Origin of the sequence: Microbacterium sp. 4R-513, from assembly GCF_011046485.1 — a bacterium.
GTDB lineage: Bacteria > Actinomycetota > Actinomycetes > Actinomycetales > Microbacteriaceae > Microbacterium.
Genome location: NZ_CP049256.1, coordinates 2,269,928 through 2,293,479, shown reverse-complemented (window position 1 = coordinate 2,293,479; position 23,552 = coordinate 2,269,928). Strand labels below are relative to the sequence as shown.

Here is a 23,552-nt window from a genome sequence, read left to right as displayed (position 1 = left end):
GTCGGGTTCAGATTAGGGAGGTGGGTGGGGCTGCGGACAGCCCCACCCACCGATGAGCGACTTATCGCTCGATCAGCCGATCTTCGACTGGATGTTGGTCGCGGCGGTCTGCCACACGGTGGCGGGGTCGCCACCCTCGCCCTTGATGATCGAGAGCTCGGCGTTGCCCCAGTCGGACCACACGCCACCCATCTCGGGGATCGCGGGCATGGGAGCGCCGGTCTGGCCGATCTTGCCGAAGGCCGCCACGTCGGCGTCGTCGGCCGCAGCCTTCTCGTAGGCCGCCGTGAGTGCCGGCGGGCGTCCGCCGACCTCGTAGAGGCTCATCTGCGCGTCCTCGGTGCTGAGGTAGTTGACGATGAAGTTCGTCGCCGCCAGCGCGTTCTCGGACTTGCTCGAGAGGAAGAAGCCGTTGACGCCGATGAAGGGCTTGGCCTCCTGGCCACCGGCGCTCGGGAGCGGGTCGATGGCGTAGTTGATGCCGGCGTCCTTGATGGCCGGGACGTTCCACGGACCGGTCAGGTAGTAGGGCGACTTGCCGGCGAGGAAGAACTCGCGCGCCTTGTCACCGTCGATGTTGGCGTTGAAGACGCCGGTGCCGGCGGCACCCTGCCCGGCGAGCCAGGTGGCGAATGCCGTGCCGGCCTCGTCGCCGAGGACGAGCTGCGAGGCGTCATAGCTGCCGTCGGCGTTCTGGGCGAAGACCTGCGAGCCGAACGAGGTCTGCAGCGGGTACATGTGGTACGGGTCGCCCTGCTCCGGCGAGAGGCCGACGAGGAACGGGTACTCGGTGCCCGCGGCCTTGCCGTTGGCGATGACCTCGTCGAAGGTCGTCGCCGGGTTCGGCGCGAGGTCGGTGTTGCGGACGAGCGCGACGTTCTCGATCGAGTAGGGGACGCCGTAGACCTTGCCGTCGTACGTCATGGCCTGCATGGCCGACTCGGCGAAGCCGTCAGCGACGTCACCGAGCTCGAGCGGCGCGACGACGCCGGCCGACACGTACGAGCCGAGCTTGTCGTGGGGGCTGACGATGATGTCGGGGCCCTTGCCGGTGGGGACCTGGCTGATGAAGTCCTGGTCGACCGTCGCGAAGTCCTTCGTGACGAGCTTGACTTCGATGCCGGTGTCTTCCGTGAACGACTTGGCGACGTCCTCGAGCGCGGGCTTGCGCTCGATGTCGACCCAGACCGTGATCGGCGTCGAGTCGCCGTCAGCGGAGTCGGTGTTTCCGGCGCTGCCGCCGCCGGCGCAACCGGCGAGCAGCATCGCGCTGCCCGCGATGAGCGCGCCGAGACCGATCACGCCCTTCTTGTTCACCATCATCGGTGTGCCTCTCTAAGTGCAATTGGGATGAGCCCGGCCTTGGCCGGTGCGGGTGCACCGTTGAAGGCCGTTCTTCTGCTCGCGTGTATTGCAAGCGCTTACATTGTTACCACGCGCGCGCGGCCGCGCAACACCGAATGCCGGGATTCGATATCGGTTCGTGACTTCGGTCGCCCGGGGAAGCGCTTCCACACGGATGCTTCTGCAAACGCTTGCAGGAAACCCTCAGCCTTCGCTCGTCTCTCGCACGCCAGTAGACTCCCCGCATGGCTGACTCGAGTTTTGACATCGTCTCCAAGGTCGACCACCAGGAGGCCGACAACGCGCTCAACCAGGCCCGCAAAGAGGTCGAGCAGCGCTACGACTTCAAGGGGACGGATGCCTCGATCGAGTGGAGCGGCGAGGCCGTGCTCATCAAGGCGAATTCGGAAGAGCGCGCGAAGGCCGTGCTCGACGTCTTCCAGTCCAAGCTCATCAAGCGGGGCATCTCGCTGAAGAGCCTCGAGTCGGGCGACCCGGTGCCCAGCGGCAAGGAGTACCGGATCACCTCGACGATCAAGGACGGCATCTCGTCCGAGAACGCGAAGAAGATCTCGAAGATCATCCGCGACGAAGGTCCCAAGTCCGTCAAGTCGCAGATCCAGGGTGACGAGCTGCGCGTGCAGTCGAAGTCGCGCGACGACCTGCAGGAGGTTCAGCGCCTGCTGAAAGCGGCCGACCTCGACGTCGACCTCCAGTTCGTCAACTACCGCTGACATCCCCCCGGGATCGCCGGGAGGGGCGCGTGCGGCGGAGGCCGCCGACGGCGACGACGACTCCGAACACGGCGGCGACGACGATCGCCCCGGCCATGAAATCCATGAGGCTCAGGCGACCCGAGAGGATCGCGGCCATGAGCAGCAGCGCGCCGGACACCAGGGCGACAGTCGACCCCATCAGGGTCCACCACCACATGCGCCGCTCGTCCACGGCACCACTCTGCCCGACAGCAGGGCGCTCAGCGATGATCCACACGCCAGAGCGATGGATGCCTCGCGCCGCGGTCAACCGCCGGGTCGGGGCATCCGTCGTTCTTCGGGGAGATCGCGCCGCCCGCCCCAGTCCGCGATGGGGCCTCCCCGGGCCCGTGCCCGCGGACGAACGCGTTGTGGATGCGCTCGCACGCGACCCGGAGCGATGTCGCCCAGCCGATGACCTCGCCGCGGTACATGGTCTTGTAGCGCACATCGGTGCCGTTCATGACCCGACGGATTTCGACGTGGCCGTAGACCTTGCCCTGACCGTCGACCATGCGCCACGTCCCGGTCGGGCCCTCGACGGCGCTGAGGATCGGGTGCCACTCGGCCATGCGGGGGTGCCGGTTCCTTCCTCCGGCCGAGGATTCCAGGGTACTTCGCAACCGCGACATTCGAAAGTCCGTTCGAAGTCGGCGGCCGCCTCAGCTGCGGTCGAGCGCTCCCCAGATCAGCCATCGCTCGACCGCACGGTAGGCGGCCGCGCGCGGCTCCGGCCGCGAGAGGAAGACGTCGTGCAGGGCGCCGTCGATCCGGGCGATCGAGACGTCGCGGCCGAGGCGCGATGCCGCGCGGGCGATGTCGTCGACGATCAGCACGGAGTCCGCCGAGGTCATGTCATCGCGCCACGCGAGCTGGACCGCCGAGCGCGCCGAGAGCAGCACGAGGGCGGGGCATCCGACCTCGACGCCGTAGGCGATCGTGCGGTGGCCCTGCAGGATCGCGGCGAGCCAGCCGGGGTGGGTCGCGAACCCGAACTCGGGCCGCCACTCGTCGTGGTACGCCAGCGCGGGGAGCGCCCCGACCTCGTGCTGGGCGCGCGTGTAGAACCCGAAGTCGACCGTCGCCTGCTGGCCGCGCGGATCCCATCGGGCCCGGGCCTGCACGAGCGGCGCGAGCGCCTGCCGTCCCATGGCACCGAGCTGCAGCTCGAGCCAGGGACTGTTGAGCACGAGCGCGGCAGCGCGGCCGCGATGCCGCGCTGCCCAGAGAGACAGGATGAGGCCGCCGGTCGAGTGGCCGAGCAGCACGAGCCGCCGGCCGCGCCGGTGCCCGACCGCGGCGAGCGCCGCCTCGATGTCGACGTCGTAGTCGGTGAGATCGGTGATGTACCCCGGGGTCTGCCCGTCGCGGAGACTGCGCCCGTACTTGCGCAGATCGAGCGCGTAGAAGTGCGCGCCCAGCTCGGTCCAGAACCGGGCCTGTGCCGGCTGGAAGAAGTAGTCCGACCAGCCGTGCACCGACAGCACGTCGACGTCGCGCAGGGGCCCTGCGAGCACCCGGATCGGGTTCGGGATGCTGCGGATCAGCGTCGCGACGAGCGGCCCCTCGTCGTCCTCGCCGAGCGGCAGGGTCCGCTGCTCGAACCCGTCGCCGAGGATGTCCGGCGCCCACTCGCCTGCCATGACCCCAGCCTATTCAGGGGTGCCGGCCGCGCCGCTGCGCGGCATCCGTCTGCGCCCTAGTCGCGGGAGATCGAGATCATCTCGTCGCGCGGGACGACCTTGATGCGGGCGCGGCCGTGCGGCCGGCCGAGATCCATCTCATGGCTGTCGAGGCGGTGCCAGCCGTCGAGGTCGGTCCACACCACGCCGCGCGACGCGAGGAGCGCGGGAATCGCGTCCTCCGACGGGTCGGCGGGCTGCCACCACGAGCCCTGGTCGTTGATGACGTGGCGGATCGTCTCCATCGCGTCCGACTTCGTGTGGCCGATGAGGCCGACAGGCCCCCGCTTGATCCAGCCCGTGGCGTAGACGCCCGGGACGCGCTCGTTGGAGTCGCGCCGCAGGACCTGGCCCTCGTGGTTCGGGATGACGCCGTGGCGCTTGTCGAACGGAACGCCGGGCAGCGGCGAGCCGAAGTAGCCGACGGCGCGGTAGATCGCCTGGATCGGGATCTCGCGGATCTCACCCGTGCCGACGACCCCGCCCGCGCCGTCGGGACGCGTGCGCTCCCAGCGGAACGCCGACACGCGGCCCTCGGGATCCTTGACGACCTCGAGCGGCTTCGCATAGAAGTGCAGGTGCAGGCGGCGTGACGCCGAGCCGCCGGCGTTGTTGACCGACTCGCGCGTGCGCCACGACTGCAGGACGCGGTCGATGACGAGCACCTGCTTGTTGCTCGCGATGGCGGCCTTGGACGCCTCGTCGTAGTCGAAGTCCTCGTCGTAGACGACCATGTCGACGTCGCGCAGCTCGCCGAGCTCGCGCAGCTCCAGCGGCGTGAACTTGACCTGCGCGGGACCGCGACGGCCGAAGACGTGGACGTCGGTCACCTTCGATGCGGCGAGGCCCGCGTGCACGTTGTCGGGGATCTCGGTCGGCAGCAGGTCCTCCGCGTGCTTGGCGAGCATGCGCGAGACGTCGAGCGCGACATTCCCGTTGCCGATGACGGCGACCGACTCGGCGTCGAGCGGCCACTCGCGCGGCACGTCGGGGTGCCCGTCGAACCAGCTGACGAAGTCGGCGGCGCCGTACGACCCCGCGGCGTCGATGCCGGGGATGTCGAGGGAGGAGTCGCGCACGGCACCGGTCGCGAAGATGACGGCGTTGTAGTGCCGCTTGAGGTCTTCGAGCGTGATGTCCTCGCCGAAGCGGACATTGCCGAAGATGCGGATGTCACCGCGGTCGAGCACTTCGCGCAGCGCCGTGATGATGCCCTTGATGCGCGGGTGATCGGGCGCGACGCCGTAGCGGACGAGCCCGTAGGGCGCCGGCAGCTGCTCGAAGAGGTCGATCGACACGTCGAACTTGCGCTCTGCCTTCAGGAGGATGTCGGCCGCGTAGATCCCGGCAGGGCCCGCGCCGACGATGGCGAGTCGGAGCTTGGTCATGTGGGGGTCCTTTCTTGTGCTCGGCCGAAGTCGGCCCCCGCGACGGGCGCGAGGAGTGCGACTCGGGTCAGCTCGAGCGATCGGCGACGGCCTGGGCGAAGCGCGTGAGGGCTTCGCGGACGGGTCCGTCGGGAATCGGGGCGAGTGCGTCGATCGCCTCGCGCGACCACGCGTGGGCGAGGTCGAGGGTCGCGCGCGTCGCATCGTGCTCGCGCAGGTCGGCCAGCGGGTCGTCGAGCAGAGCCGGGTCGGCACCGTCGGCGATGCGGGCGACGCCGTCGTCGATCCTGTCGCGGAGGGCGACGGATGCCTCGTCCTCCTGCCGGCCGAGAAGGAGGTAGGGCATCGTCGGCACACCGGCACGCAGGTCGGTGCCGGGCACCTTGCCCGTCTCGTCGGCGTCGGCGGAGAGGTCGATGACGTCGTCGAGGAGCTGGAAGGCGACACCCGCCTTCTCACCGAAGACGAACATCGGCTCTTCGTACTCGGCCGGACCCTCGCTGAAGATGACACCGGACTGCGCCGCCGCCGCGATGAGGGATCCGGTCTTGTCGGACAGCACCTGCAGGTAGAACTCGACGGGGTCGTCCGAGTCCTGAGGCCCGACCGTCTCGTGCATCTGGCCGAGGACGAGTCGCTCGAAGGTGTCGGACTGCAGCCGGATCGCACGGTCGCCGTGGCGGGCCATGATCTGGCTCGCGCGCGAGAAGAGCAGGTCGCCGGTGAGGATGGCGATGCTGTTCCCCCAGACCGCGTGGGCGCTGGGCACTCCGCGGCGCTTGTCGGCGGCATCCATCACGTCGTCGTGGTAGAGCGAGCCGAGATGCGTCATCTCGAGCGCGGTCGCACCCTGGATGACCTCTTCGGTCGTGCCCTTGCCGAGCTGCGCCGTCAGGAGCGCCAGCATGGGGCGCACGCGCTTGCCGCCCGCCTCGTACAGATAGCGGCTCGTCGTGTCGGCGAGCTGGTCGGAGACGTGCAGCTCGTCGCGCAGCGTCGCGTCGACCCGCTCGAGACCCGCTTCGACGGTCGAGAGGAGCCGGCGAGACCTCGGACCCGCGAAGACGCGGTCGGTGAGGCCCAGCTTGCTCGCGAGACGCGAGCCCGGCGCTGAGGGAGACACGGGACCAGCCTACCGGGCGGGCGTTGACCGCGTTCCGTCGAGCGGGGGCGTTGCCTCGTCAGCGAGAGGTCGCCGGCTTGCGGGCGCGGTGCAGGGCGACGATGCCGAACGAGAGGTTGCGGTGGGCGACATCCGTCCACCCCGCCTCGCGGATCCACGCCGACAGGGTGCGCTGGTCGGGCCAGTCCTTGATCGACTCGTTGAGGTAGTCGTAGGCCTCGGCGTTGGAGCTCACAGCCTTCGCGACTGTCGGCAGGATGCGGTCGTTGTAGAAGCGGTAGAGGCCGTTGAAGCTCGGCGACGGCGGCTTGGAGAACTCGCAGATCACGAGGCGGCCGCCGGGCTTCGTGACGCGCAGCAGCTCGGCGAGCGCCTTCTTCGGCTCGTTCACGTTGCGCAGGCCGAACGACATCGTGACCGCGTCGAACTCGCCGTCGCCGAACGGGAGCGCCGTGGCATCTGCTTCGACGAACGAGAGATTCGGGATGCCGCGGTGCCGCCGGCGCCCTTCGGCGATCATGCCCGGCGAGAAGTCGGCCGCGACGACGTCGGCACCGCTCTTGGCGAGCGACACGCTCGAGGCGCCCGTCCCTGCGGCGAGGTCGAGGATCCGCTGCCCCTTGCGGGGCGCCACGGCGCGGGTCGTCGCAACCCGCCACAGCTGGTCGTTGCCGAGGCTCAGCACCGTGTTGGTGCGGTCGTAGCCCTTCGCCACCTGGTCGAACATGCCGCTCACGCGCCGGGGATCCTTGCCGAGATCGGCGCGATTGGGCTCGTGGTCGGGGGCGCTCGGGGTCACCCGTCGAGTCTAGGCGTCGGGTGCGACGGACCCGAGGGCCTGGAGCCGGGCCGACCAGGCCGCCGGCGTGGCGGCGTCGAAGGGCGCGGTGTGGGCGATGACCTTGCGCTCGAGGTCGATCGCGAGCGTCTCGAGGCGCTCCACGATGCCGAGCGGGTAGCCGTAGGCCACGCGGTGCTCGTCCCACTCATCGCGGTCGTCGATCCAGATGCCGCGCCCGTCGCGGGCATCGACGACATCGAGGTCCATGTCGATGCCGGTCGGCTCGCCGGCCTCCCAGCGGACGTCCCACGCGATGTCGATGTAGACGCGGTAGGTCGCCGGCTCGGCGTTGAACGTCGCCGTGAAGTCACCGCTCGGCGGCAGGAGCGTCACGTTGTCGCCCTCGGCGGGGAAGTCCCGCCCGGGGCGGTGGCTCCGCCATCCTGCACGCTGTCCGAACCAGTCGCCCCACTGGTCCGAGCCGAGGTACACGCAGTCGTGCATCCAGTGCGGGCTGCCGTCCCATTTCCGCCAGCGGAACGTCACGCGGGTCCCGGGCTCGGGCCGGACCGCGGGGGAATCTCCGGTCACCCCAGCGAGTCTAGGCTTGCCTTGTGACCGACCCCCTCCGCCCGCCGCGCCTGGTGGTCGAGACCCGCGAGGTCGACCCGGATCGCGATCTGCTCGCGTACACCGACCCCCACTCGCCCTTCGCGTGGTTCCGCCGGGGCGACGGCATCGTCGGCGTCGGCGGCGCCGTCGTCGGATATGAGGCAGGCGGCCCCTTCGCGCCGGCGCGCGACGAGGATCGGCCGTCGCCGTCCGACACGTGGCGCGCCATGGCCGCCGCGGCCGAGATCGACGATCCCCTCGGCCTGCCCGGCTCGGGGCTCGTGGCCTTCGGCGCGCTGGCCTTCGATGCGCGCTCCGCCTCGATGAGCCGCCTCACCGTGCCCCAGGCGATCCTCGGTCGCCGTGACGGGCGCGCCTGGATCACTCGTGTCCGGGCGGTGGGTGCCGAACTCGACGAGCCGCGTCTCGAGCCCCTCCCCTACGGCCCCTATTGGTCGGCGACGCTCGGACCGGGTGCCTTGAACCCCGCCGGCTACCAGGCGGCCGTGCGGCTCGCGCTCGACGCGATTGCCGACGGCGAGGTGGGAAAGGTCGTGCTCGCGCGTGACCTCGTCGGCACGGTGCCCGCGGGCGCCGACCTCCGTCGCCTCGTCCGCGCGCTGGCGACCGGGTACCCCGACACCTGGACCTACGCCGTCGACGGCCTGATCGGGGCGAGCCCCGAGACGCTCGTCACGGTCTCGGGCGGCAGCGTCACGGCACGCGTGCTGGCCGGCACGTTCCCGCGCGGGACGGACGCGGGTGGGGATGCCGAGGCATCCGTCGCCCTCTCGCACAGCGCGAAGGACCTCGACGAGCACCGCTACGCCGTGCGCAGCGTCGTCGACTCGCTGCGTCCGCACACGACCGACCTGCGCGCCGACGACGAGCCCTTCGCGCTCGAGCTGCCGAACCTGTGGCACCTCGCGACCGATGTGGCGGGCGACCTCGCCGACCATGCATCGGCGCTCGATCTCGTCGCGGCGCTCCACCCCACTGCCGCGGTGGCGGGGACGCCGACGGATGCCGCGATCGAGCTGATCCGGCGCCTCGAGCCGTTCGACCGCGGCCGCTATGCGGGACCCGTGGGCTGGGTGGACGCGAACGGAGACGGCGAGTGGGCGATCGCGCTGCGCTGCGCGCAGATCGGTGCCCCGCCGAGCCGTCGCTATGCCGAGTACAGCGATACGATCCCCGTCGTGGCTCATGCGGGTGCGGGAATCGTGGCGGGGAGCGACCCCGAGACCGAGCTCCTCGAGACGAGGGTGAAGTTCCGCCCGATCGTGGACGCGCTGGCATGAGCGCGGTGCCGTCGATCCCCCAGCGCGGCGATGCCGTGCTCACGAACCTGCAGCTGATCGACGGCCTGACCCCCGAGCCGCGCGGCGGTCTCGCGCTCGTCATCCGTGCCGGCGTCATCGAGGCGGTCGTTCCCGCGGCCGATGCGACCGACTCGGCGATCGACCTCGACGGCGCGTTCGTCATGCCGGGGCTCGTCAACATGCACACGCACTTCTCGCTGTCGCTCCCGGGCGCCGGCGGCGACGCCGTCGCGGCGCTGAGCCCCGATGCGCTCGCGCTGTACATGGCGGACGGAGCGCGGCGGACCCTGCTCTCGGGGGTGACGACCGTGCGCTGCGTCGCCGAGAAGGGCGGCGCGGACTTCGCCCTCCGCCGGGCCATCGAGGCCGGGCACGTCCCCGGCCCGCGCATCTTCACCGCGGGGCGGGCGCTGTGCTGCACGGGCGGCCACGGCCATGACACCGACGACACGATCGAGTGCGACGGGCCGGACGCGATGACCCGGGGCGTCCGGAGCCAGGTCGCGCTCGGGGCCGACCTCATCAAGCTCATGATCTCGGGCGGGATCGCGGGCGAGCACGAGCAGATCACGACACCCCAGCTCACGCGCGCCGAGATGGCCGCCGCGATCGAGACCGCCCACGCGTGGGGGCGCAAGGTGACCGCGCACGCGGGCCCGGCCGCCGTCATCGCCGAGGCCGTCGAGCTCGGCCTCGACTGCGTCGAGCACGGCTACGAGCTCACCCCCGACGTCGCGCGGCTCATGGCCGAGCGCCATGTCTCGCTCGTCCCGACGCTCGTCGTCACACGTGCGCAGGCGTTCTTCGACGACCTCGGCATCCCGCCGTGGATGCAGGAGCGCTCACTGGGGGCCGGCCCCCGGCATCTCGAGTCGTATCGGCACGCGATCGACGCGGGCGTCGACATCCTCCTCGGCAGCGACATGCCTCCGTTCTGGGACTTCGAGGGCACGAGCGCCGTCGTCCGCGAGCTCGAGCACATGCAGGCCGGCGGTCTGTCCGCCTCGCAGGTGCTGTCGGCCGCGACGGCCGCGCCCGCGCGATGGCTCGACGCCGACGACCGCATCGGCATCCTCGCCCCCGGCCGATTCGCCGACCTGATCGCGATGCCCGACGACCCCACAGCCGATGTGTCGGCGCTGCGCGGAATCGACTTCGTCATGAAGGGCGGCGTCGTCGTGCGCGACGAGGAACGGATCGTGCGATGACCGCCGAGAATGAGGCGCCGCGGACCGAGCTGTACGACCTCCGCGTCGTCGTGGAGCGCATCGAGGGCCGGTCGGTGTGCGGGATGAAGGTCGGCGACCACATCGACCTCGTCGAGAGCAGCCGGCTGTGCCTGCCCGACGGCGGGCACTTCTGCATGTACGCGCTGCAGGCGGTCATGCCGCTGCTGCCGGCCAAGCAGCGGCAGCTGCCGGAGGGCGACTGGCTCGAGCGCGACGACCGGGTCGCCTGCCCCGACCCCGACGAACGGCTGATCATGCGGATCGAGCGCACCGGCATCCGCTCGATCCCGACCGAGGACCTCACGTGAGAGCGGTGCAGGTCTCGCTCGGGCTGCAGACCGACAAGGCGCCCGGCGAGTACGCACGACTGGCTCGACTCGCTGAAGACGCCGGCTTCGACGGAGTGAGCGTGTTCTCGGACCTCCTCTATCAGCCGCCGGTCGCAGCGCTGCTCGAGATGGCCGGTGCGACCTCGCGCCTGCGGCTCGGCTGCGCGTGCTGGAACCCCTACACGCTCCACCCGTACGAGATCGCGGGGCAGTTCGCCGCGGTGGATGCCGCATCCTCCGGCCGCGCGTACCTCGGTCTCGCGAAGGGCTCGTGGCTCGAGGCGATCGGGCTCGAGGCACCCCGTCCGATCGCCCACCTCCGTGACGCGGTGGGCGTCGTGCAGGCGCTGCTCGGCGGCGAGGGCGCGGGATACGACGGCGAGGTCTTCCGGGTCGAGCCCGGCGTGCGGCTGCGCTACCCCGTCGAGCGCTCGCGCGCGCCGATCCTGATGGGCTCGTGGGGTCCGCTCGGCACGGCGCTGGCGGGCGAGGTCGCCGACGAGATCAAGGTGGGCGGCAGCGCGAACTCGGCGATGGTCGGCGTCGTGCGCTCCCGGCTGCGGCGCGGACTCGAGCGCTCCGGCCGGCCCGCTGATGCCGTCGGCGTGGTGCTGGGTGCCGTCACCGTCGTCGACCGCGACGGCGACGCCGCGCGGCGGCACGCACGCCGCCAGGTCGCGATGTACCTCGACGTCGTCGCGGCGCTCGATCCCACCGTGACCCTGCCCGACGATCTGCTGCCCGCGATCCGCGCACGGCTCGCGGAGGGAGACGACGAGGGTGCGGGTCGCCTCGTCCCCCGCGATGTGCTCGACCTCTTCGCCTTCTCGGGGACTCCGGAGGACATCGCCTCGCACGCCCGGCGGCTGATCGGGGCCGGCGTCGACCGCATCGAGTTCGGGACGCCGCACGGCATCGACTCGGCCGAGGGGATCGCGCTGCTCGGCCGCGAGGTGCTGCCGCAGCTCGAGGACTGAGGGTCGCACCTCGCCCTTCTCGGCGAGTGCACACGCACTCGCCGAGAACACACGACGTTTGCGTCGTTCACGTGTGGTTTCGGCGAGATCGTACGCTCTCGCCGCGCGACGCCCGCCGGCGGGCCCGGACCGGCCTCCGGCGTCAGGCGAGGAGGGCCGCGCGGAGGGGCTCGAGACCCATCGGGCCCAGGCCGAGGGCGTCGCGGTGGAAGTCGCGCAGCACGAAGGCAGGACCGAGCTGCTCGGCACGGGCCGACCGGGCCTCCTGCCAAAGGCGCGCGCCGATCTTGAAGGCGAGGGCCTGGCCCGGCCACCCGAGGTACCGGTCGACCTCGAAGCCGGCGAGATGCGGCTCGACGAGGGCGAGGTCGACGAGCATGCGGCGGGCGAGCTCCGGGGTCCACTCCCCCTCGGTCACGAGAGAGTTCGCCGGGATCGCCCAGCCCGTGTGCAGGCCGATGTCGGCGACGATCCGCACCGACCGCCAGATCTGGCCGAGGAGCAGGCCAAGCCGCTCGGCGGGGTCGCGGACGAGCCCCAGCTCGTCGGCGAGCTGTTCGGCGTAGTGCGCCCAGCCCTCCGCATAGCCGTGGATGTGGCAGAGGTGCCGCTGCCACACGTGCAGGTCGGGGTACGAGGCCGTCACGACGAATTGCAGGTGGTGGCCGGGCAGCCCCTCGTGGTGCACGCTCGTGACCTCCTGCCACGAGGCGGCGACGGGGATGCCGCTGGGGATCGTCCACACGATGCGGCTGGGGGCGGAGCCGTCGGGCGGGGCCGGGGTGTAGTAGACGACGCCCGACGAGGCTTCGGACACGAGGCACTCGACGTCGCGGATCGCCGGCGGCAGGTCGAAGGCGTCCGCCAGCGCATTCGTCGTCTCGTCGACCCGCCGCTCCAGCCACTCCCGGATCTCGGCCACGCCGTCGAGCCGGTAGCGGGGGTCGGCATCGAGGACGGATGCCGCGTCCCGCACGACATCCCGGTCGTCGGCGTCCTCGCCGGCACCCTCCAGCAGCTCGCCCGCCAGCTCCTGCGCCTGACCGACGAGCCGCTCGAGCTCCGCCCACCCGTAGGCGTAGGTGTCGGCGAGGTCGACGCGGGCTCCGAGCATCGCGGCGGCGAGATCGGCGTACACCTCGGCGCCGACGCCGTCCTCGGTCGGTGCGCCGGGTCGCAGCTCATCGCGGAGCAGCGTGACGAGCTCGGCGAGCGCCGTGTTCGCCGCGTCCGCGGCGGCACGCACGCGGGCCGATTCGGCCCCGTCGGCGACCGGAATGGAGCCGAACCAGTCGGAGGCGATCCACGAATCCACCTGGTCGGCGAGCGTGTCGAGCTGACGCACGGGCGCGACACCCGAGCCCGTGAAGCGCTCGGCGTGGTCGCGCGACCACCGGAGCGTCGCGATGTACTGCGCGACGGCGGCGGGGACGGCTTCGAGCTTGGCGACGAGGGCGGCGCCCGAGGCATCCGTCGTCACGGTCAAGCCCTCGAAGGCGTACCGCACGAGGTGCACGGGTGTCGCGAGACCCGCGACGAGCCGTGTCGTGAACCCGGTGTCGAAGAGCAGGCGCTCGCGCTCGAGGCGCTCGCGCAGGGCGACGCGGAGGGCGGTGTCGCCCTCGCCTTCGGGAACCGCGTCGAGGGCCCGGAGCGTCTCGCCCTGCACGTCGTAGCGGCGCAGCAGCCAATCGGGCCCCAGGTCGGGGAGGAGCGGCCCGTCGGTGCGGCCGAGCGCCTGCGCGGCATCGGGCTCGTGCTGGGCGAGCTCCTCGACATAGGCGTCGGCGATTCGGCGGATGGGGTCGGCGGCGGCGCTCACCGCATCAGCCTAAGCGCGCAGAAGGGCCGCCCTCCGCAGCGTGGGGGCGGCCCTCCGATGGTCAGATCGAGCGCTGGTACGAGCGGATCGCCCCGACCGACCAGAGGAAGGCGAGCGCCGCGAGCACGGCGAGCCCGCCGGCCTGCCACCAGCCGTACTCCGGGTAGGAGCCGTCGAGGCCGCCGCGGCCGAGTTCGACCGCCCACGTCATCGGGTTCCAGCGGGAGACGCTCTGCACCCACTCGGGCATGAGGTCGGCCGGCATCATCGTCGTCGACAGGAAGGTCGCGGGGAGCACGATCAGCTGCGACAGGCTGATGAGCGCGATCTGGTTGCGGGTCGTCAGCGCGATCGCCGTCGACATCGAGCAGAAGACCGTCGCGAGGAGCGTCGCGACGCCGAGCGCCACCGCCATGCCGACGATGCCTCCCGGGTAGCGTGCGCCGGCGAGCCAGCCGATGCCGAGCACCACGAGCGACTGCAGCACGTTGATGATGAGCTGCTGCGCGAGCTGCCCCGTGATGATCGCGCTGCGCGAGATCGGCGACGTCAGGTACTGGTCCATGACGCCGGAGCCGATGTCGTCGATGTACCCGGTCCCCGCCCACGCGCCGGAGTAGAGCACCGTCATCATGAGGATGCCGGGAACGAGGTAGTCGATGTACCCCTCGCCGCCGAACTGCGGCAGGTCGCCGAGTGCCGAGAAGACGGCTCCGAACAGCGCGATCCAGATGATCGGCTGCACGAGCGACATGACAGGACCCCACGCCTGCCGCACGCTCGAGATGAGCCACCGGCGCAGGACCTGCCCGGTCTGGGTGAACCAGCCCGAGCGGGCCGGGGTCGTGCGTGTGGTCGTGAGCGCGATCGTGCTCATGCTGCCGCTCCTGTCGTGATCGTGTCTGCGTCGCCGGCGGTCGCACCGCCGCCGGCCCCCGAGCTCGTCGAGGGGTCGCCGAAGGTGTGGCCGACGAAGTGCAGGTACACGTCGTCGAGGGTGGGGTGGGAGGCCGCGACCTGCCCGTAGCGGATGCCCGCGGCATCCAGCGCGGCGATGACCGCTCCGACCGCGCCGGACGCGTCGTCGGTGCGGGCGGCGAGGACGCCGTCGGTGCCGGATGCCTCGACCACGACGTCGCGGAGCCCCGCGACGCGCGCAACGGCGGCTCGGACGGCGGCGGGGTCGGGTTCGACGAGCGAGACGCGGATCGAGTCGCCGTGCAGGGCCTCTTTGAGCGCCTCGGGTGTGCCCTGCACGACGGCACGGCCGCCGTTCACGAGCAGGAGCTCGTCGGCGAGACGATCCGCCTCCTCCATGTAGTGCGTGGTGAGCACCACAGTGAGCGCCTCCTCGCCGGACAGGCGGCGGATCTCGGACCACATCGCGGCACGAGCCTCGGGGTCGAGGCCCGTTGTCGGCTCGTCGAGGAACAGCACCCGCGGGCGGTGCACGAGGGCGGCCGCGACATCCAGGCGGCGGCGCATGCCCCCCGAGAACGTCGAGACGGGGCGGCGGGATGCCTCGGCCAGGCCGAAGTCGTCGAGGAGGCGCGCTGCGCGCCGGCGGGCATCACCCGACCCGATGCCGCGGAGGCGACCGGCGATCTCGAGGTTCTCGGTCGCCGTGAGGACGGGGTCGGTGCTCGACCCCTGCGACACGTAGCCGATCGCGGCGCGCACCGCATCGGGAGCGCGGAGCACGTCGTGCCCCGAGACCCGTGCAGCGCCGCTCGTCGGCTTCGACAGCGTCGTGAGGATCTTCGTCGTCGTCGACTTGCCGGCGCCGTTGGGGCCGAGGAGGCCGAAGACGCGTCCGGCGGGAACGGTGAAGCTCAGTCCGTCGAGCGCCCGCACGGCGGGCTTTCGGGCTCGGCCGGGATAGATTTTCACGAGGTCTTCGGCGACGATCGCGAGGTTCTGGTTCTCAGGCATGGCGAGGCATCCCTTCTTTCTCTGTTCGGTGTTGCATGTCCGTTCCGCCCGCGGGCCGCCGGGTGACGCCCACGACGAGCGCCGACTGCGTGGCGAGGACCACGAGGATGAGCGCCCGCTGCACGATCCCGGCGATGCCGTCGTTGCCGCCCGCACCGGTCGCGTCGAAGGTCGCCATGAAGACGGCGAACAGCGCGAGCGAGACGATGCCACCGACCACACCGACCACGGCGAGCCGCGGGTCGGAGCGCCGCAGGGCGACGGCGGCGAGCAGGAAGCCGGCGGCGGGCAGCGGAACGGCGAGGAGGAAGCCGAGGAGGTGCAGCATCATCGACTCGAGGGTGAAGACGCCGCACACGATCATCCCGACGCCGGTCAGCGCGATGAGAACGAAGGCCGTCGTCGAGAGTCCGCCCCGGCTGAGCCATTGCCGCGCCGATGCGAGGGTGCCGGCCATGACCAGCAGTCCGCCGACGATAAAGGCTGCGTTCATCCAGGGGCCCGTGACCCCGAGTCCGAGCCCGCTCACGGGCTGGCTGATCCAGGAGTACGGCGCGATGACGTGGCCGAAGAGCTCGTAGCCCGGGCTCGCGGCGCCGAGGATCAGCCAGGCGGCGGTGAACAGGACCGCTCCGGCGGGGGCCAGGAGTGCCGACCGCGAGGCGGCCGAACTGTCGTTTTCAGGCATGGCGAGGCATCCCTTCTCTCTGAATGGGTTCGAACGGGGCCGGCGGGGGCCGGGTGAGAAGCGGCCGGAGACCGCGTGGACGGGCCTGAACGGGCCGAGGTCAGGGCTTCTTGCGCGCGCCGAACATCATGTTGGCGAGCACGAGCATCATGACGGCGAAGCCGCCGACGAAGGCGAGCGGCGCCCACCACCAGCCGACCGTGAAGACGAGCAGCACGATGACGGCGAACGTGATGATCCAGATGACGGCGGTGTAGATCCCGAAACGGGCAGCGGTCTCGGGCTCGTCCTCAAACCGGTTGCTCACCTCGTGGTCCCACGCGGTGCGCGTCCAAGCCTTCTTGCGGTTGGTCTGCGTCGCACCCAGCCAGCTGAACAGCACGACGGATGCCACGAACAGCAGCGCCGCGAGCACCACGAGCCATACCGCCTCGACATAGACGGCGAAGACGGCGCCGAGGGCGAGTCCCTCGAGCACTCCGAAGGTCGCCGCGCCGAAGCCGACAGCGCGGCCGGTCGGCAGCGGATGGTTCGTCGTCGTCTCCTGCCGCAGCGCGTCGGCCGTGACGAACCCGAGCGGTGCCGAGAAGGCGAGCCCCAGGGCGATGAGCCCCACCATGCCCGCGGGCACGATGGCGAACACGCCGAGCACCAGCACCACGAGTGCGATCGCCGCGACGATGCTCAGGGCGACCGTGCGGACGACGAAGCCGCTCTTCGGACGCACGCGGTGGCGGAGGAAGGCCGCCTGCGGAGTCTCACGGCCGGACGATGCGCCTGAGCTGCCGGCCGCGGGCCGGGCCGAGGCATCCGTCTCCCCCAGGAGCTCGCGGACATCGCCGAGCTCGGCGATCGCACGCTGCGCCGCGACGGACGGAGAGACGCCGGATGCCTCGAGCTCATCGACGCGGGCGACGAGGTTGGCCCGCACCTCCTCCTTCAGGTCCTGCGCGTCGGGGGTCATCTCGACGCCCTGGAACGCCTCGTCGAGGAGGCGGTGGATGTCGGTGTTCATTGCTGTTCCTTCACGTCGAGGAGGGAGTCGATGATGCGGCGCGTGGCGACCCAGGCCGCCACCTTGGAGCGGTAGACGGCGCGGCCGGCGTCGGTGATGCGGTAGTACTTGCGACGGCCGCCCTGCGTCTCGTCGCCCCAGTAGGACTCGACGAGCCCGTCCTTCTCGAGGCGCCGGTAAGTCGCGTAGAGGGTCGCTTCTTTGATCTCGTGGTCGCCGCCGGTCGCATCGCGGATCGTCTTGTAGATCTCGAAGCCGTAGCGGTCGCCGCGACGCAGCACACCGAGCACGATCGTGTCGGTGTGGCCGCGCAGCAGGTCGGCTGCGAAGGCGTCGTCCTGTGTCATGGCAAGTACTGTACCACATCAAGTACTTGCCCACACAAGGTTGCTTCAGGCTCGGGATGCTCCGGCGTAGAGTCCGCGCATGAGCTTCGACGTGCCCGCCGCGACGTACGACGACTTCATGGGACGCTTCTCGTTCCCGCTCGCCGAGGAGTTCGTCGACTGGGTGGATCCGCCCGCCGACGGCCGGGCACTCGACGTCGGCTGTGGCACGGGTGCACTCACGTCGGTGCTCGTGCGGCGTTACGGCGCGTCGGAGGTCGCGGGCGTCGATCCGTCGGAGTCCTTCGTCCGGTCGACGGCCGAGCGCTTCCCCTGGGCCGACATCCGTCACGGGGCCGCAGAGAGCCTCCCGTTCGACGACGACCTCTTCGTCGCGACGCTCGCCGAACTCGTCGTGCACTTCATGGCCGATCCCGCGGCGGGTGCGCGGGAGATGGTCCGCGTGACGCGGCCCGGGGGTGTCGTGGCCGCCTGCGTCTGGGATCTCGAGAACGAGCGAGCACCGTATTCGGCCTTCGCGCGTGCGGCCCGCCGCGAGACCGGATCGACGGCGGGACTACCCGGTCGAGCGGGCACCCGCCAGGGCGATCTGGTGAGACTGCTCGAGGAGGCCGGATGCAGCGCCGTGCGAGAGACGGCGCTGACGGTGGCCGTGGAGTACCCGGACTTCGACGGGTGGTGGCGCGTGCAGACACACGGCACCGGCACGGTGGCCGGCGCACTCGACGGCCTGGATGACGAGGCCGTCGCCCGCGTGCGCGCCGAAGCCATCGAGGCGGTCGGTCAGGGACCGTTCACGGTGAGCGCGACAGCGTGGGCCGCCCGCGGCACGGTGTGAGCCTCAGCTGGCGGCGAGACGCGCCTTCTCGGCCTCGACGTCGAACGTGGGGGCCGGCCAGCGCGGGTCGACCCTCTCCAGCGCCTCGAGGAGCAGAGCCTGCACGGCGATGCGCGCGTACCACTTGCTGTCGGCCGGGACGACGTGCCAGGGCGCCCACGGCGTGGACGTCCGCTCGAACACGAGCTGATAGGCATCCATGTACTTCGGCCACAGGAGCCGCTCGTCGACGTCGCCGGGGTTGTACTTCCAGTACTTGTCGGGTCGCTCGAGCCGCTCCATGAGCCGCTCGCGCTGCTCGTCGGGCGAGATGTGCAGCATGACTTTGACGATCCGCGTGCCGCCGTCGGAGACGCGCTTCTCGAAGTCGTTGATCGCGTCGTAGCGGCGGTCGATCTCCGTGGGCTCGGCGAGATCGCGCACCCGGGCGATGAGGACGTCCTCGTAGTGAGAGCGGTCGAAGACGCCGATGAAGCCCGGCGCGGGCAGCTCCTTCTCGATCCGCCAGAGGAAGTCGTGCGCGAGCTCCTCCTTCGTCGGCGCCTTGAAGGCCGCGAGCGCGACGCCCTGAGGATCGACCGAACCCACGACATGCCGGATGATCCCGCCCTTCCCGGCGGAGTCCATCGCCTGAAGCACCAGCAGCACCGCGGCATTCGTCGCGTCGGACCGGCTCTCGGCGAAGAGCCGCTCCTGGTACTCGTCGAGCTCCGCGGCACCCGACTCCAGATCCTGCTGCGCCGACTTCTTCCCGCCGTCGTATCCCGGCGTCGCGGACGGGTCCACATCGGCGAGCCGGAAGCCCTCGCCCACGCGCAGGAGCTCGGACGGCTCACCGGTCCAGTTCTTCTGACTCTTCGCGGTCATGCGTTCATCATGGCGGAGCGCTCGCCTCGCACACGAGAGGTTGCGCATCGCGTCATGACCTGGGACGGATGCCGCGTCTCAGCGCGGCAGCGGCACCTCGACCAGCTGCCGGCCGGACGGCGGAGCCGTCAGCACCTGATCGAGCTCGGCCCGGGTCGCGGCCCGCGCGTACCCCCCAGCCGTAGGCGCGGGCGAGGTCCTCGAGCGAGACGGTGTGCGGCGTGTAGAGCACCCGGTCCATCGCATCGCGCTCGGCCACCTGCGCGACCTCCAGCCCGTCGAAGATCGTTCCGCCCCCGTCGTTTCCGACGATGACCTGCAGGCGAGGCTCCCGCTCCCCCGGCGCCAGGAGCAGCGCCCCCACGTCGTGCAGGAACGCGAGGTCGCCGAGCAGCACGCGCGTGACGCCCGGCCGGCCGTCCGTCTGGCTGGCGAGGGCGATGCCGAACGCCGTCGCCAGCGTGCCGTCGATCCCGGCGAGGCCGCGGTTGGCGTGCACGGGGATCTTCTTGCCGCCCAGCAGCGCATCGGCCACCCGGACGAGGCGCGACGACCCGAACATGAGGCGGTCGTGCGGCCACGTGGCGCGCCACACCGCGTCGACGAGCGTCGCCCGGTCGATGGGCGCCCGGATGGCGTCGAGCTCGGCTGAGATGGCGCCGAGCCGCTCGCTCGGGACGGCGGACGCGAGGCCGTCGGCGTCGGGAGCCGGCGGGGAGAGGTCGACGGATGCCTCGCGCGAAGCGCGCAGCCACAGCCCGAGCCAGTCGCGGTCGATCTCTCCGACGGCGACCCCCACGGCGTCGAGCGGCGTGGTCGCGCCGTTGAGGTTGATCGGCTCCCCGGGTCCGCGGAGCGCGTAGACCTCGACATCGGGATCGGCAAGCAGCGCCGCCGTCTCGCGGCTCAGCGTGGGGTGCCCGAGCACGACGACCCGCTCGATGCGCCCCCCGAGCTCGGGGTCGGCGAGCAGCTCGCGGTAGCCGTGCACGAGGTGACGCCCGAAGCGCGCACCGCTGACGACCTCGGCAACGAGGGGCCAGCCGCCCGCGTGTGCGAGCTCCTCGGCCTCCGGCCCGGCATCGGCGCCGGCGAGCACGACGGTGCGCGGGCCGCGGTCGAGGATGTGGGGAACGCGCTCGGGCTCGATCGGCAGGTCGGACTCGCCGATGCCTCCCCCGCCCTGGTAGAGCGCGCCCGACGGCTCGTCGATCGCGTCTGCAGGAACGGGCGCGAGGTCGGGGTCGTCCAGGGGCTCGACCGTGAGCTCGGCGACCGGCACGGTGAGCCAGGTCGGAACGTCTCCCGCGAGGGGCTCGCGGAACGGCAGATTGAGGTGCACGGGCCCGGAGGAGCGCGTCCCTTCACCGAGGGCCGCGGCGACGGCCTGCTCGGCGACCTCGCGGAGCATGAGGCTCTGCTCGGAGCCGCCCTCGGGGTCGGTGGACTCCGGCACGGGCAGGTCGGCCTCCCAGCGCACGTTCGGCGCGAACATGCCGGGCTGGCGCGTCGTCTGGTTCGCGCCGACGCCGCGCAGCTCGGGCGGGCGGTCCGCCGTCAGGAGCAGGAGGGGCACACCGGCGTGATGAGCCTCGAGCGCAGCCGGCAGGAGGTTCGCAGCGGCGGTGCCCGACGTGCAGACGACAGCCGCCGGCATCCGCGTCTCGCGTCCGATGCCGAGCGCCGTGAACCCCGCGACACGCTCATCGAGCCGCACGTGGAGCTGGAGCACGCCCCGGCGTTCGAGCTCAGCGGCGACGAGTGCGAGGGCCTGTGACCGCGAGCCGGGGCTGAGCACGACATGCCGGACCCCTTGGTCGACGAGCGCTCCGAGGAGGGCGGCCGCGGCATCCGTCGCCGGAGAGGCCAGCCGGCGCGGATCGTGCGCGGGCTCATCGTCGGTCGCGGCGACGTGCTCGCCGTCAGCCTCGGGATCCACCGTCAGCCGAGGGCCCCGCGCTGACCGCGGGTCTCGTCGTCGTCGGGACCTGTTCCGAGGCCCGTGGGCTCGCCGGGAGCGGCCGACTCGCCGGGCTTGGCGGCTGCCGGTCCGGGCGCGGGCGGAGCCGGCGGGTGCCACTTGGGATCGTCGTCCTCGGCATCGAGGAGCGCGAGCTCTTCTTCCAGGCGGCGGATGCGCTCGTCCTGATCGCTCACGGTGCCGATGCGTCCGAGGAACTCCGGGTCGTCGTCGGGTGCCTGACGCACGGCTGCGAGGCTGCCGCGGACGCGGCCGACGAGGAGCCACAGGATGCCGCCGAGCACCGGCAGCAGGACCACGATCAGCACCCAGACGGGCTTGCTGACGCCCCGGTGTCGAACCGGCGGCTGCACGGCGCAATCGACGATGGTGAAGACCCAGAACGCGATCGCCACCACGGCCAGAATCAGCAGCAGCTTCACCACGTACTCATCCTAGGCGCGTGGGCTGTACATGGCCTGGGCGTGACCGAACGGTGACCGGTGAGTGTTCCACCGAATTACGATGATGTGGTGAAAGCCCGCTCCGCGATCCTCTACACGGTGCTGCGGCTCCTCGCCTTCCTCGTGCCGTTCGGCATCCTGATGCTGTTCCCGGTCTTCCGCGAGCTGTACTGGCTCGCGGCGATCTTCGCGGCGCTCATCGGCCTGAGCCTCTCGCTCCTCTTCCTCCGCCGGCCCCTCGAAGAAGCGACCTCGGGCCTCGCCGAACGTCGCGAGCGCACGCGGCGGCGTGACGCCGTGCGCGACGAGGAAGCGGAGGATGCCGCGGCCGACGCCGTCGACTCCTCCGAGCGCGAACAGCGCTGACGCGAACGGGCGCGTCGCACGACGCCCGTCGGCGCGCGCGTCTGCCTATGAAGCCCCGGGCCGGGAGCGTCAGCCGATGAACGCCCAGAAGAGCGCCGCACCGTAGGCGATCGACGTCAGCGACGTGAGGGCGAGGGCGACGAGGAGCTCCTTCGGCACGCGATACGTCCAGACGATGAGGATCGCGGGGAGCGCCGCGAGCAGCACGAGAAGCGTCAGCCAGGCGATCGGGTAGAAGAGCGCCAGGAATACCGCGATGCCGAACGGCACCAGCACGAAGACCGTGAACAGCCACTGCGTCGCGCGGCGGCCGATGAGCACCGTGAGGGTGCGCTTGCGCGCGGCGCGGTCCTGGTCGATGTCACGGAGGTTGTTCGCGAGGAGCACCGCGCACGCGAGGAGTCCCGCCGCGACGCCGCCGAACCACGCCTCCTGCGGGACCGACAGCACCTGCACATAGGTCGTGCCAGCCGTCGCGACGAGCCCGAAGAACACGAAGACGAAGAGCTCGCCGAGACCGTAGTAGCCGTACGGCCGCTTGCCGCCGGTGTAGAACCACGCCGCCAGGATGCAGACCGCGCCGACGAGAAGCATCCACCACTGCTGCGTACGGATGACGATCGCAAGCCCCGCGAGCGCCGCGAGCGCGAAGAAGGCGAAGGCGACGAGCAGCACGGTGCGCGGCTTCGCCTTGCGCGACGCCGTCAGCCGAGCGGGGCCGACCCGATGGTCGTCGGTGCCGCGGATGCCGTCGCTGTAGTCGTTGGCGTAGTTGACGCCGATCTGCAGGCTGACGGACACGAGAAGGCAGAAGAGCGCCAGGACCCAGTGGAACTGCGCGTCGACGAGGTGCGCCGCCCCCGTGCCGATGAGGACCGGGGTGACGGCGAGGGGAAGCGTGCGCAGCCGCGCGGCACCGATCCAGTCGCGGGCGGTCGCCTTCTGAAGGGGCCGCGGAGCGCGCGATTCGCCGGATTTCTGCGGATTCCCGCGCGGGGGCTGCTTCTTGGGGCCCGTCTGCCTGCGGTTCTTGCTGGGGGTGCCTGCCACGAGGGGAAATCATAGATGCCGCGCTCATGACGCACGCGCAACCCCTGTTCGCGGCGCCCGTCTGTCGTCACAATGACGGCATGCTGAGCGTAGGGACCGTCGTGCTGACCGTCGAGGACATCGAGCGGGCGGGCGCCTTCTGGCGCGCCGCGCTGGGGTACGTCAACCGGAGCGAGCCGTCGGACGACTGGGTCGTCCTCGACCCGCCGTACAAGGAGAACTGGAAGGCTCCGGGGGCGAGCATCGCGCTGTCCGTCACCGGCTATCCGCAGCATTACCCGCCGCGGATCCATCTCGACCTGTACGCCGACGATCAGGCCGCGGAGATCGAACGCCTGCTCGGGCTGGGTGCTCACGAGGTCGACTGGGACAAGTACCCCGAGGACGCCGATTGGGTCGTCCTGGAAGACACCGAGGGCAACCGGTTCTGCGTCGTCGACGCGCGCTCCGACGAGGACGGGGCGGGCGACTAGTTCTTGGCTCGGCGCCAAATCAGCACCAGCAATGACGCCGCGGAAATGAGCAACACTATGCCGCAGAGAAGCAGTAATGCCCAGTCGACTCCGCCTCGCCAGAGGGACGCGATGACTGAGGCGACCGCTATGCCAGACGAGGATGCGATAACGCGCTTCAGACGAGTGTCCGCGTCCGCCAGCGCTCC

25 protein-coding genes and 1 pseudogene are annotated in these 23,552 nt (G+C 71.1%); 8 read left to right on the top strand and 18 right to left on the bottom strand.

All coding sequences use genetic code 11. The annotated features are described in order from the left end of the window. Positions 1 to 72: 72 nt before the first annotated feature. Positions 73 to 1,323 carry a maltose ABC transporter substrate-binding protein gene (locus G5T42_RS09915; protein ID WP_165128142.1) on the bottom strand — a complete coding sequence of 417 codons (1,251 nt, stop codon included), beginning with the start codon at positions 1,321 to 1,323 and terminating at the stop codon, positions 73 to 75. Positions 1,324 to 1,589: 266 nt separating this feature from the next. On the opposite strand from G5T42_RS09915, the gene G5T42_RS09910 reads away from it, so the two are divergent. Further along, entirely contained in the window at positions 1,590 to 2,078 is a 489-nt protein-coding gene (locus G5T42_RS09910) for a YajQ family cyclic di-GMP-binding protein (protein ID WP_165128140.1), read from the top strand. Here G5T42_RS09910 and G5T42_RS09905 read toward each other — a convergent pair. The 7 genes from G5T42_RS09905 to G5T42_RS09875 form a co-directional block, all read right to left on the bottom strand. Then, a complete protein-coding gene (locus G5T42_RS09905; protein ID WP_165128138.1) occupies positions 2,065 to 2,292 on the bottom strand; it encodes a hypothetical protein in 228 nt (75 codons plus the stop codon). The two genes, G5T42_RS09910 and G5T42_RS09905, sit on opposite strands and share 14 nt — an antisense overlap. 28 nt (positions 2,293 to 2,320) lie before the next feature. Next, complete coding sequence (locus tag G5T42_RS09900; RefSeq protein WP_241245767.1) at positions 2,321 to 2,671, bottom strand: hypothetical protein; 351 nt, start codon at positions 2,669 to 2,671, stop codon at positions 2,321 to 2,323. Positions 2,672 to 2,761: 90 nt separating this feature from the next. Then, complete coding sequence (locus tag G5T42_RS09895; protein ID WP_165128136.1) at positions 2,762 to 3,742, bottom strand: alpha/beta hydrolase; 981 nt, start codon at positions 3,740 to 3,742, stop codon at positions 2,762 to 2,764. Between the two features lie 56 nt (positions 3,743 to 3,798). Then, a complete protein-coding gene (locus G5T42_RS09890) occupies positions 3,799 to 5,169 on the bottom strand; it encodes an FAD-dependent oxidoreductase (RefSeq protein WP_165128134.1) in 1,371 nt (456 codons plus the stop codon). Between the two features lie 67 nt (positions 5,170 to 5,236). Further along, positions 5,237 to 6,292 (bottom strand): polyprenyl synthetase family protein, encoded by a 1,056-nt coding sequence (locus G5T42_RS09885; protein WP_165128132.1) that lies wholly within the window; start codon positions 6,290 to 6,292, stop codon positions 5,237 to 5,239. A gap of 58 nt (positions 6,293 to 6,350) precedes the next feature. Then, on the bottom strand, positions 6,351 to 7,091 hold the full coding sequence (gene ubiE, locus G5T42_RS09880; protein WP_165128130.1) for a bifunctional demethylmenaquinone methyltransferase/2-methoxy-6-polyprenyl-1,4-benzoquinol methylase UbiE: 741 nt from the start codon (positions 7,089 to 7,091) through the stop codon (positions 6,351 to 6,353). 9 nt (positions 7,092 to 7,100) lie between these two features. Beyond that, positions 7,101 to 7,664 carry a DUF402 domain-containing protein gene (locus G5T42_RS09875; RefSeq protein ID WP_241245766.1) on the bottom strand — a complete coding sequence of 188 codons (564 nt, stop codon included), beginning with the start codon at positions 7,662 to 7,664 and terminating at the stop codon, positions 7,101 to 7,103. Positions 7,665 to 7,687: 23 nt separating this feature from the next. Between G5T42_RS09875 and G5T42_RS09870 the strand changes: the two genes are divergently transcribed. The 4 genes from G5T42_RS09870 to G5T42_RS09855 are packed head-to-tail and all read left to right on the top strand — an operon-like array spanning position 7,688 to position 11,542. Beyond that, positions 7,688 to 8,986 carry a chorismate-binding protein gene (locus tag G5T42_RS09870; protein ID WP_241245765.1) on the top strand — a complete coding sequence of 433 codons (1,299 nt, stop codon included), beginning with the start codon at positions 7,688 to 7,690 and terminating at the stop codon, positions 8,984 to 8,986. Beyond that, positions 8,983 to 10,215 carry an amidohydrolase family protein gene (locus tag G5T42_RS09865; RefSeq protein ID WP_165128128.1) on the top strand — a complete coding sequence of 411 codons (1,233 nt, stop codon included), beginning with the start codon at positions 8,983 to 8,985 and terminating at the stop codon, positions 10,213 to 10,215. Before G5T42_RS09870 ends, G5T42_RS09865 begins: the two co-directional genes overlap by 4 nt. Continuing rightward, on the top strand, positions 10,212 to 10,544 hold the full coding sequence (locus G5T42_RS09860; RefSeq protein WP_165128126.1) for a TIGR04076 family protein: 333 nt from the start codon (positions 10,212 to 10,214) through the stop codon (positions 10,542 to 10,544). Before G5T42_RS09865 ends, G5T42_RS09860 begins: the two co-directional genes overlap by 4 nt. Continuing rightward, the gene (locus tag G5T42_RS09855) at positions 10,541 to 11,542 is read left to right on the top strand and encodes an LLM class flavin-dependent oxidoreductase (protein ID WP_206535615.1); all 1,002 of its coding nucleotides are present in this window, start codon (positions 10,541 to 10,543) and stop codon (positions 11,540 to 11,542) included. The genes G5T42_RS09860 and G5T42_RS09855 overlap by 4 nt, the downstream gene beginning before the upstream one ends. Before the next feature lie 142 nt (positions 11,543 to 11,684). On the opposite strand, the gene G5T42_RS09850 is transcribed toward G5T42_RS09855, so the two are convergent. The 6 genes from G5T42_RS09850 to G5T42_RS09825 form a co-directional block, all read right to left on the bottom strand. Continuing rightward, positions 11,685 to 13,364: a DUF885 domain-containing protein gene (locus tag G5T42_RS09850; RefSeq protein WP_165128124.1), complete on the bottom strand. Its 1,680-nt coding sequence runs from the start codon at positions 13,362 to 13,364 to the stop codon at positions 11,685 to 11,687. A 61-nt stretch (positions 13,365 to 13,425) separates the two neighbouring features. After that, entirely contained in the window at positions 13,426 to 14,241 is an 816-nt protein-coding gene (locus tag G5T42_RS09845) for an ABC transporter permease (protein ID WP_165128122.1), read from the bottom strand. Continuing rightward, positions 14,238 to 15,296: an ATP-binding cassette domain-containing protein gene (locus G5T42_RS09840; protein ID WP_165128120.1), complete on the bottom strand. Its 1,059-nt coding sequence runs from the start codon at positions 15,294 to 15,296 to the stop codon at positions 14,238 to 14,240. The genes G5T42_RS09845 and G5T42_RS09840 overlap by 4 nt, the downstream gene beginning before the upstream one ends. Continuing rightward, positions 15,289 to 15,984 carry a DUF998 domain-containing protein gene (locus G5T42_RS09835; RefSeq protein ID WP_165128118.1) on the bottom strand — a complete coding sequence of 232 codons (696 nt, stop codon included), beginning with the start codon at positions 15,982 to 15,984 and terminating at the stop codon, positions 15,289 to 15,291. Before G5T42_RS09835 ends, G5T42_RS09840 begins: the two co-directional genes overlap by 8 nt. Before the next feature lie 100 nt (positions 15,985 to 16,084). Then, entirely contained in the window at positions 16,085 to 16,999 is a 915-nt protein-coding gene (locus G5T42_RS09830; RefSeq protein ID WP_165128116.1) for a permease prefix domain 1-containing protein, read from the bottom strand. Next, a complete protein-coding gene (locus G5T42_RS09825) occupies positions 16,996 to 17,346 on the bottom strand; it encodes a PadR family transcriptional regulator (protein WP_165128114.1) in 351 nt (116 codons plus the stop codon). The genes G5T42_RS09830 and G5T42_RS09825 overlap by 4 nt, the downstream gene beginning before the upstream one ends. Positions 17,347 to 17,425: 79 nt before the next feature. Here G5T42_RS09825 and G5T42_RS09820 point away from each other — a divergent pair, with 79 nt between their 5' ends. Continuing rightward, positions 17,426 to 18,184, top strand: a complete 759-nt coding sequence (locus tag G5T42_RS09820; RefSeq protein ID WP_165128112.1) for a class I SAM-dependent methyltransferase — start codon at positions 17,426 to 17,428, stop codon at positions 18,182 to 18,184. Between the two features lie 3 nt (positions 18,185 to 18,187). Here the strand turns inward: G5T42_RS09820 and G5T42_RS09815 are convergent, their stop codons facing one another. The 3 genes and pseudogenes from G5T42_RS09815 to G5T42_RS09805 form a co-directional block, all read right to left on the bottom strand. Beyond that, positions 18,188 to 19,051, bottom strand: a complete 864-nt coding sequence (locus tag G5T42_RS09815) for a polyphosphate kinase 2 family protein (protein WP_165128110.1) — start codon at positions 19,049 to 19,051, stop codon at positions 18,188 to 18,190. Positions 19,052 to 19,129: 78 nt separating this feature from the next. Further along, positions 19,130 to 20,921: pseudogene (gene menD / locus G5T42_RS09810) on the bottom strand (2-succinyl-5-enolpyruvyl-6-hydroxy-3-cyclohexene-1-carboxylic-acid synthase). A gap of 71 nt (positions 20,922 to 20,992) precedes the next feature. Then, a complete protein-coding gene (locus tag G5T42_RS09805) occupies positions 20,993 to 21,457 on the bottom strand; it encodes a PLDc N-terminal domain-containing protein (RefSeq protein ID WP_165128108.1) in 465 nt (154 codons plus the stop codon). An 87-nt stretch (positions 21,458 to 21,544) separates the two neighbouring features. Here G5T42_RS09805 and G5T42_RS09800 point away from each other — a divergent pair, with 87 nt between their 5' ends. Further along, positions 21,545 to 21,841 carry a DUF4229 domain-containing protein gene (locus G5T42_RS09800; protein WP_165128106.1) on the top strand — a complete coding sequence of 99 codons (297 nt, stop codon included), beginning with the start codon at positions 21,545 to 21,547 and terminating at the stop codon, positions 21,839 to 21,841. 69 nt (positions 21,842 to 21,910) lie between these two features. Here G5T42_RS09800 and G5T42_RS09795 read toward each other — a convergent pair whose 3' ends face one another. Further along, positions 21,911 to 22,891 (bottom strand): 1,4-dihydroxy-2-naphthoate polyprenyltransferase, encoded by a 981-nt coding sequence (locus G5T42_RS09795; RefSeq protein ID WP_165128104.1) that lies wholly within the window; start codon positions 22,889 to 22,891, stop codon positions 21,911 to 21,913. Between the two features lie 80 nt (positions 22,892 to 22,971). On the opposite strand from G5T42_RS09795, the gene G5T42_RS09790 reads away from it, so the two are divergent. Beyond that, positions 22,972 to 23,364 (top strand): VOC family protein, encoded by a 393-nt coding sequence (locus G5T42_RS09790; RefSeq protein WP_165128102.1) that lies wholly within the window; start codon positions 22,972 to 22,974, stop codon positions 23,362 to 23,364. The last annotated feature ends 188 nt before the right edge of the window (positions 23,365 to 23,552 follow it).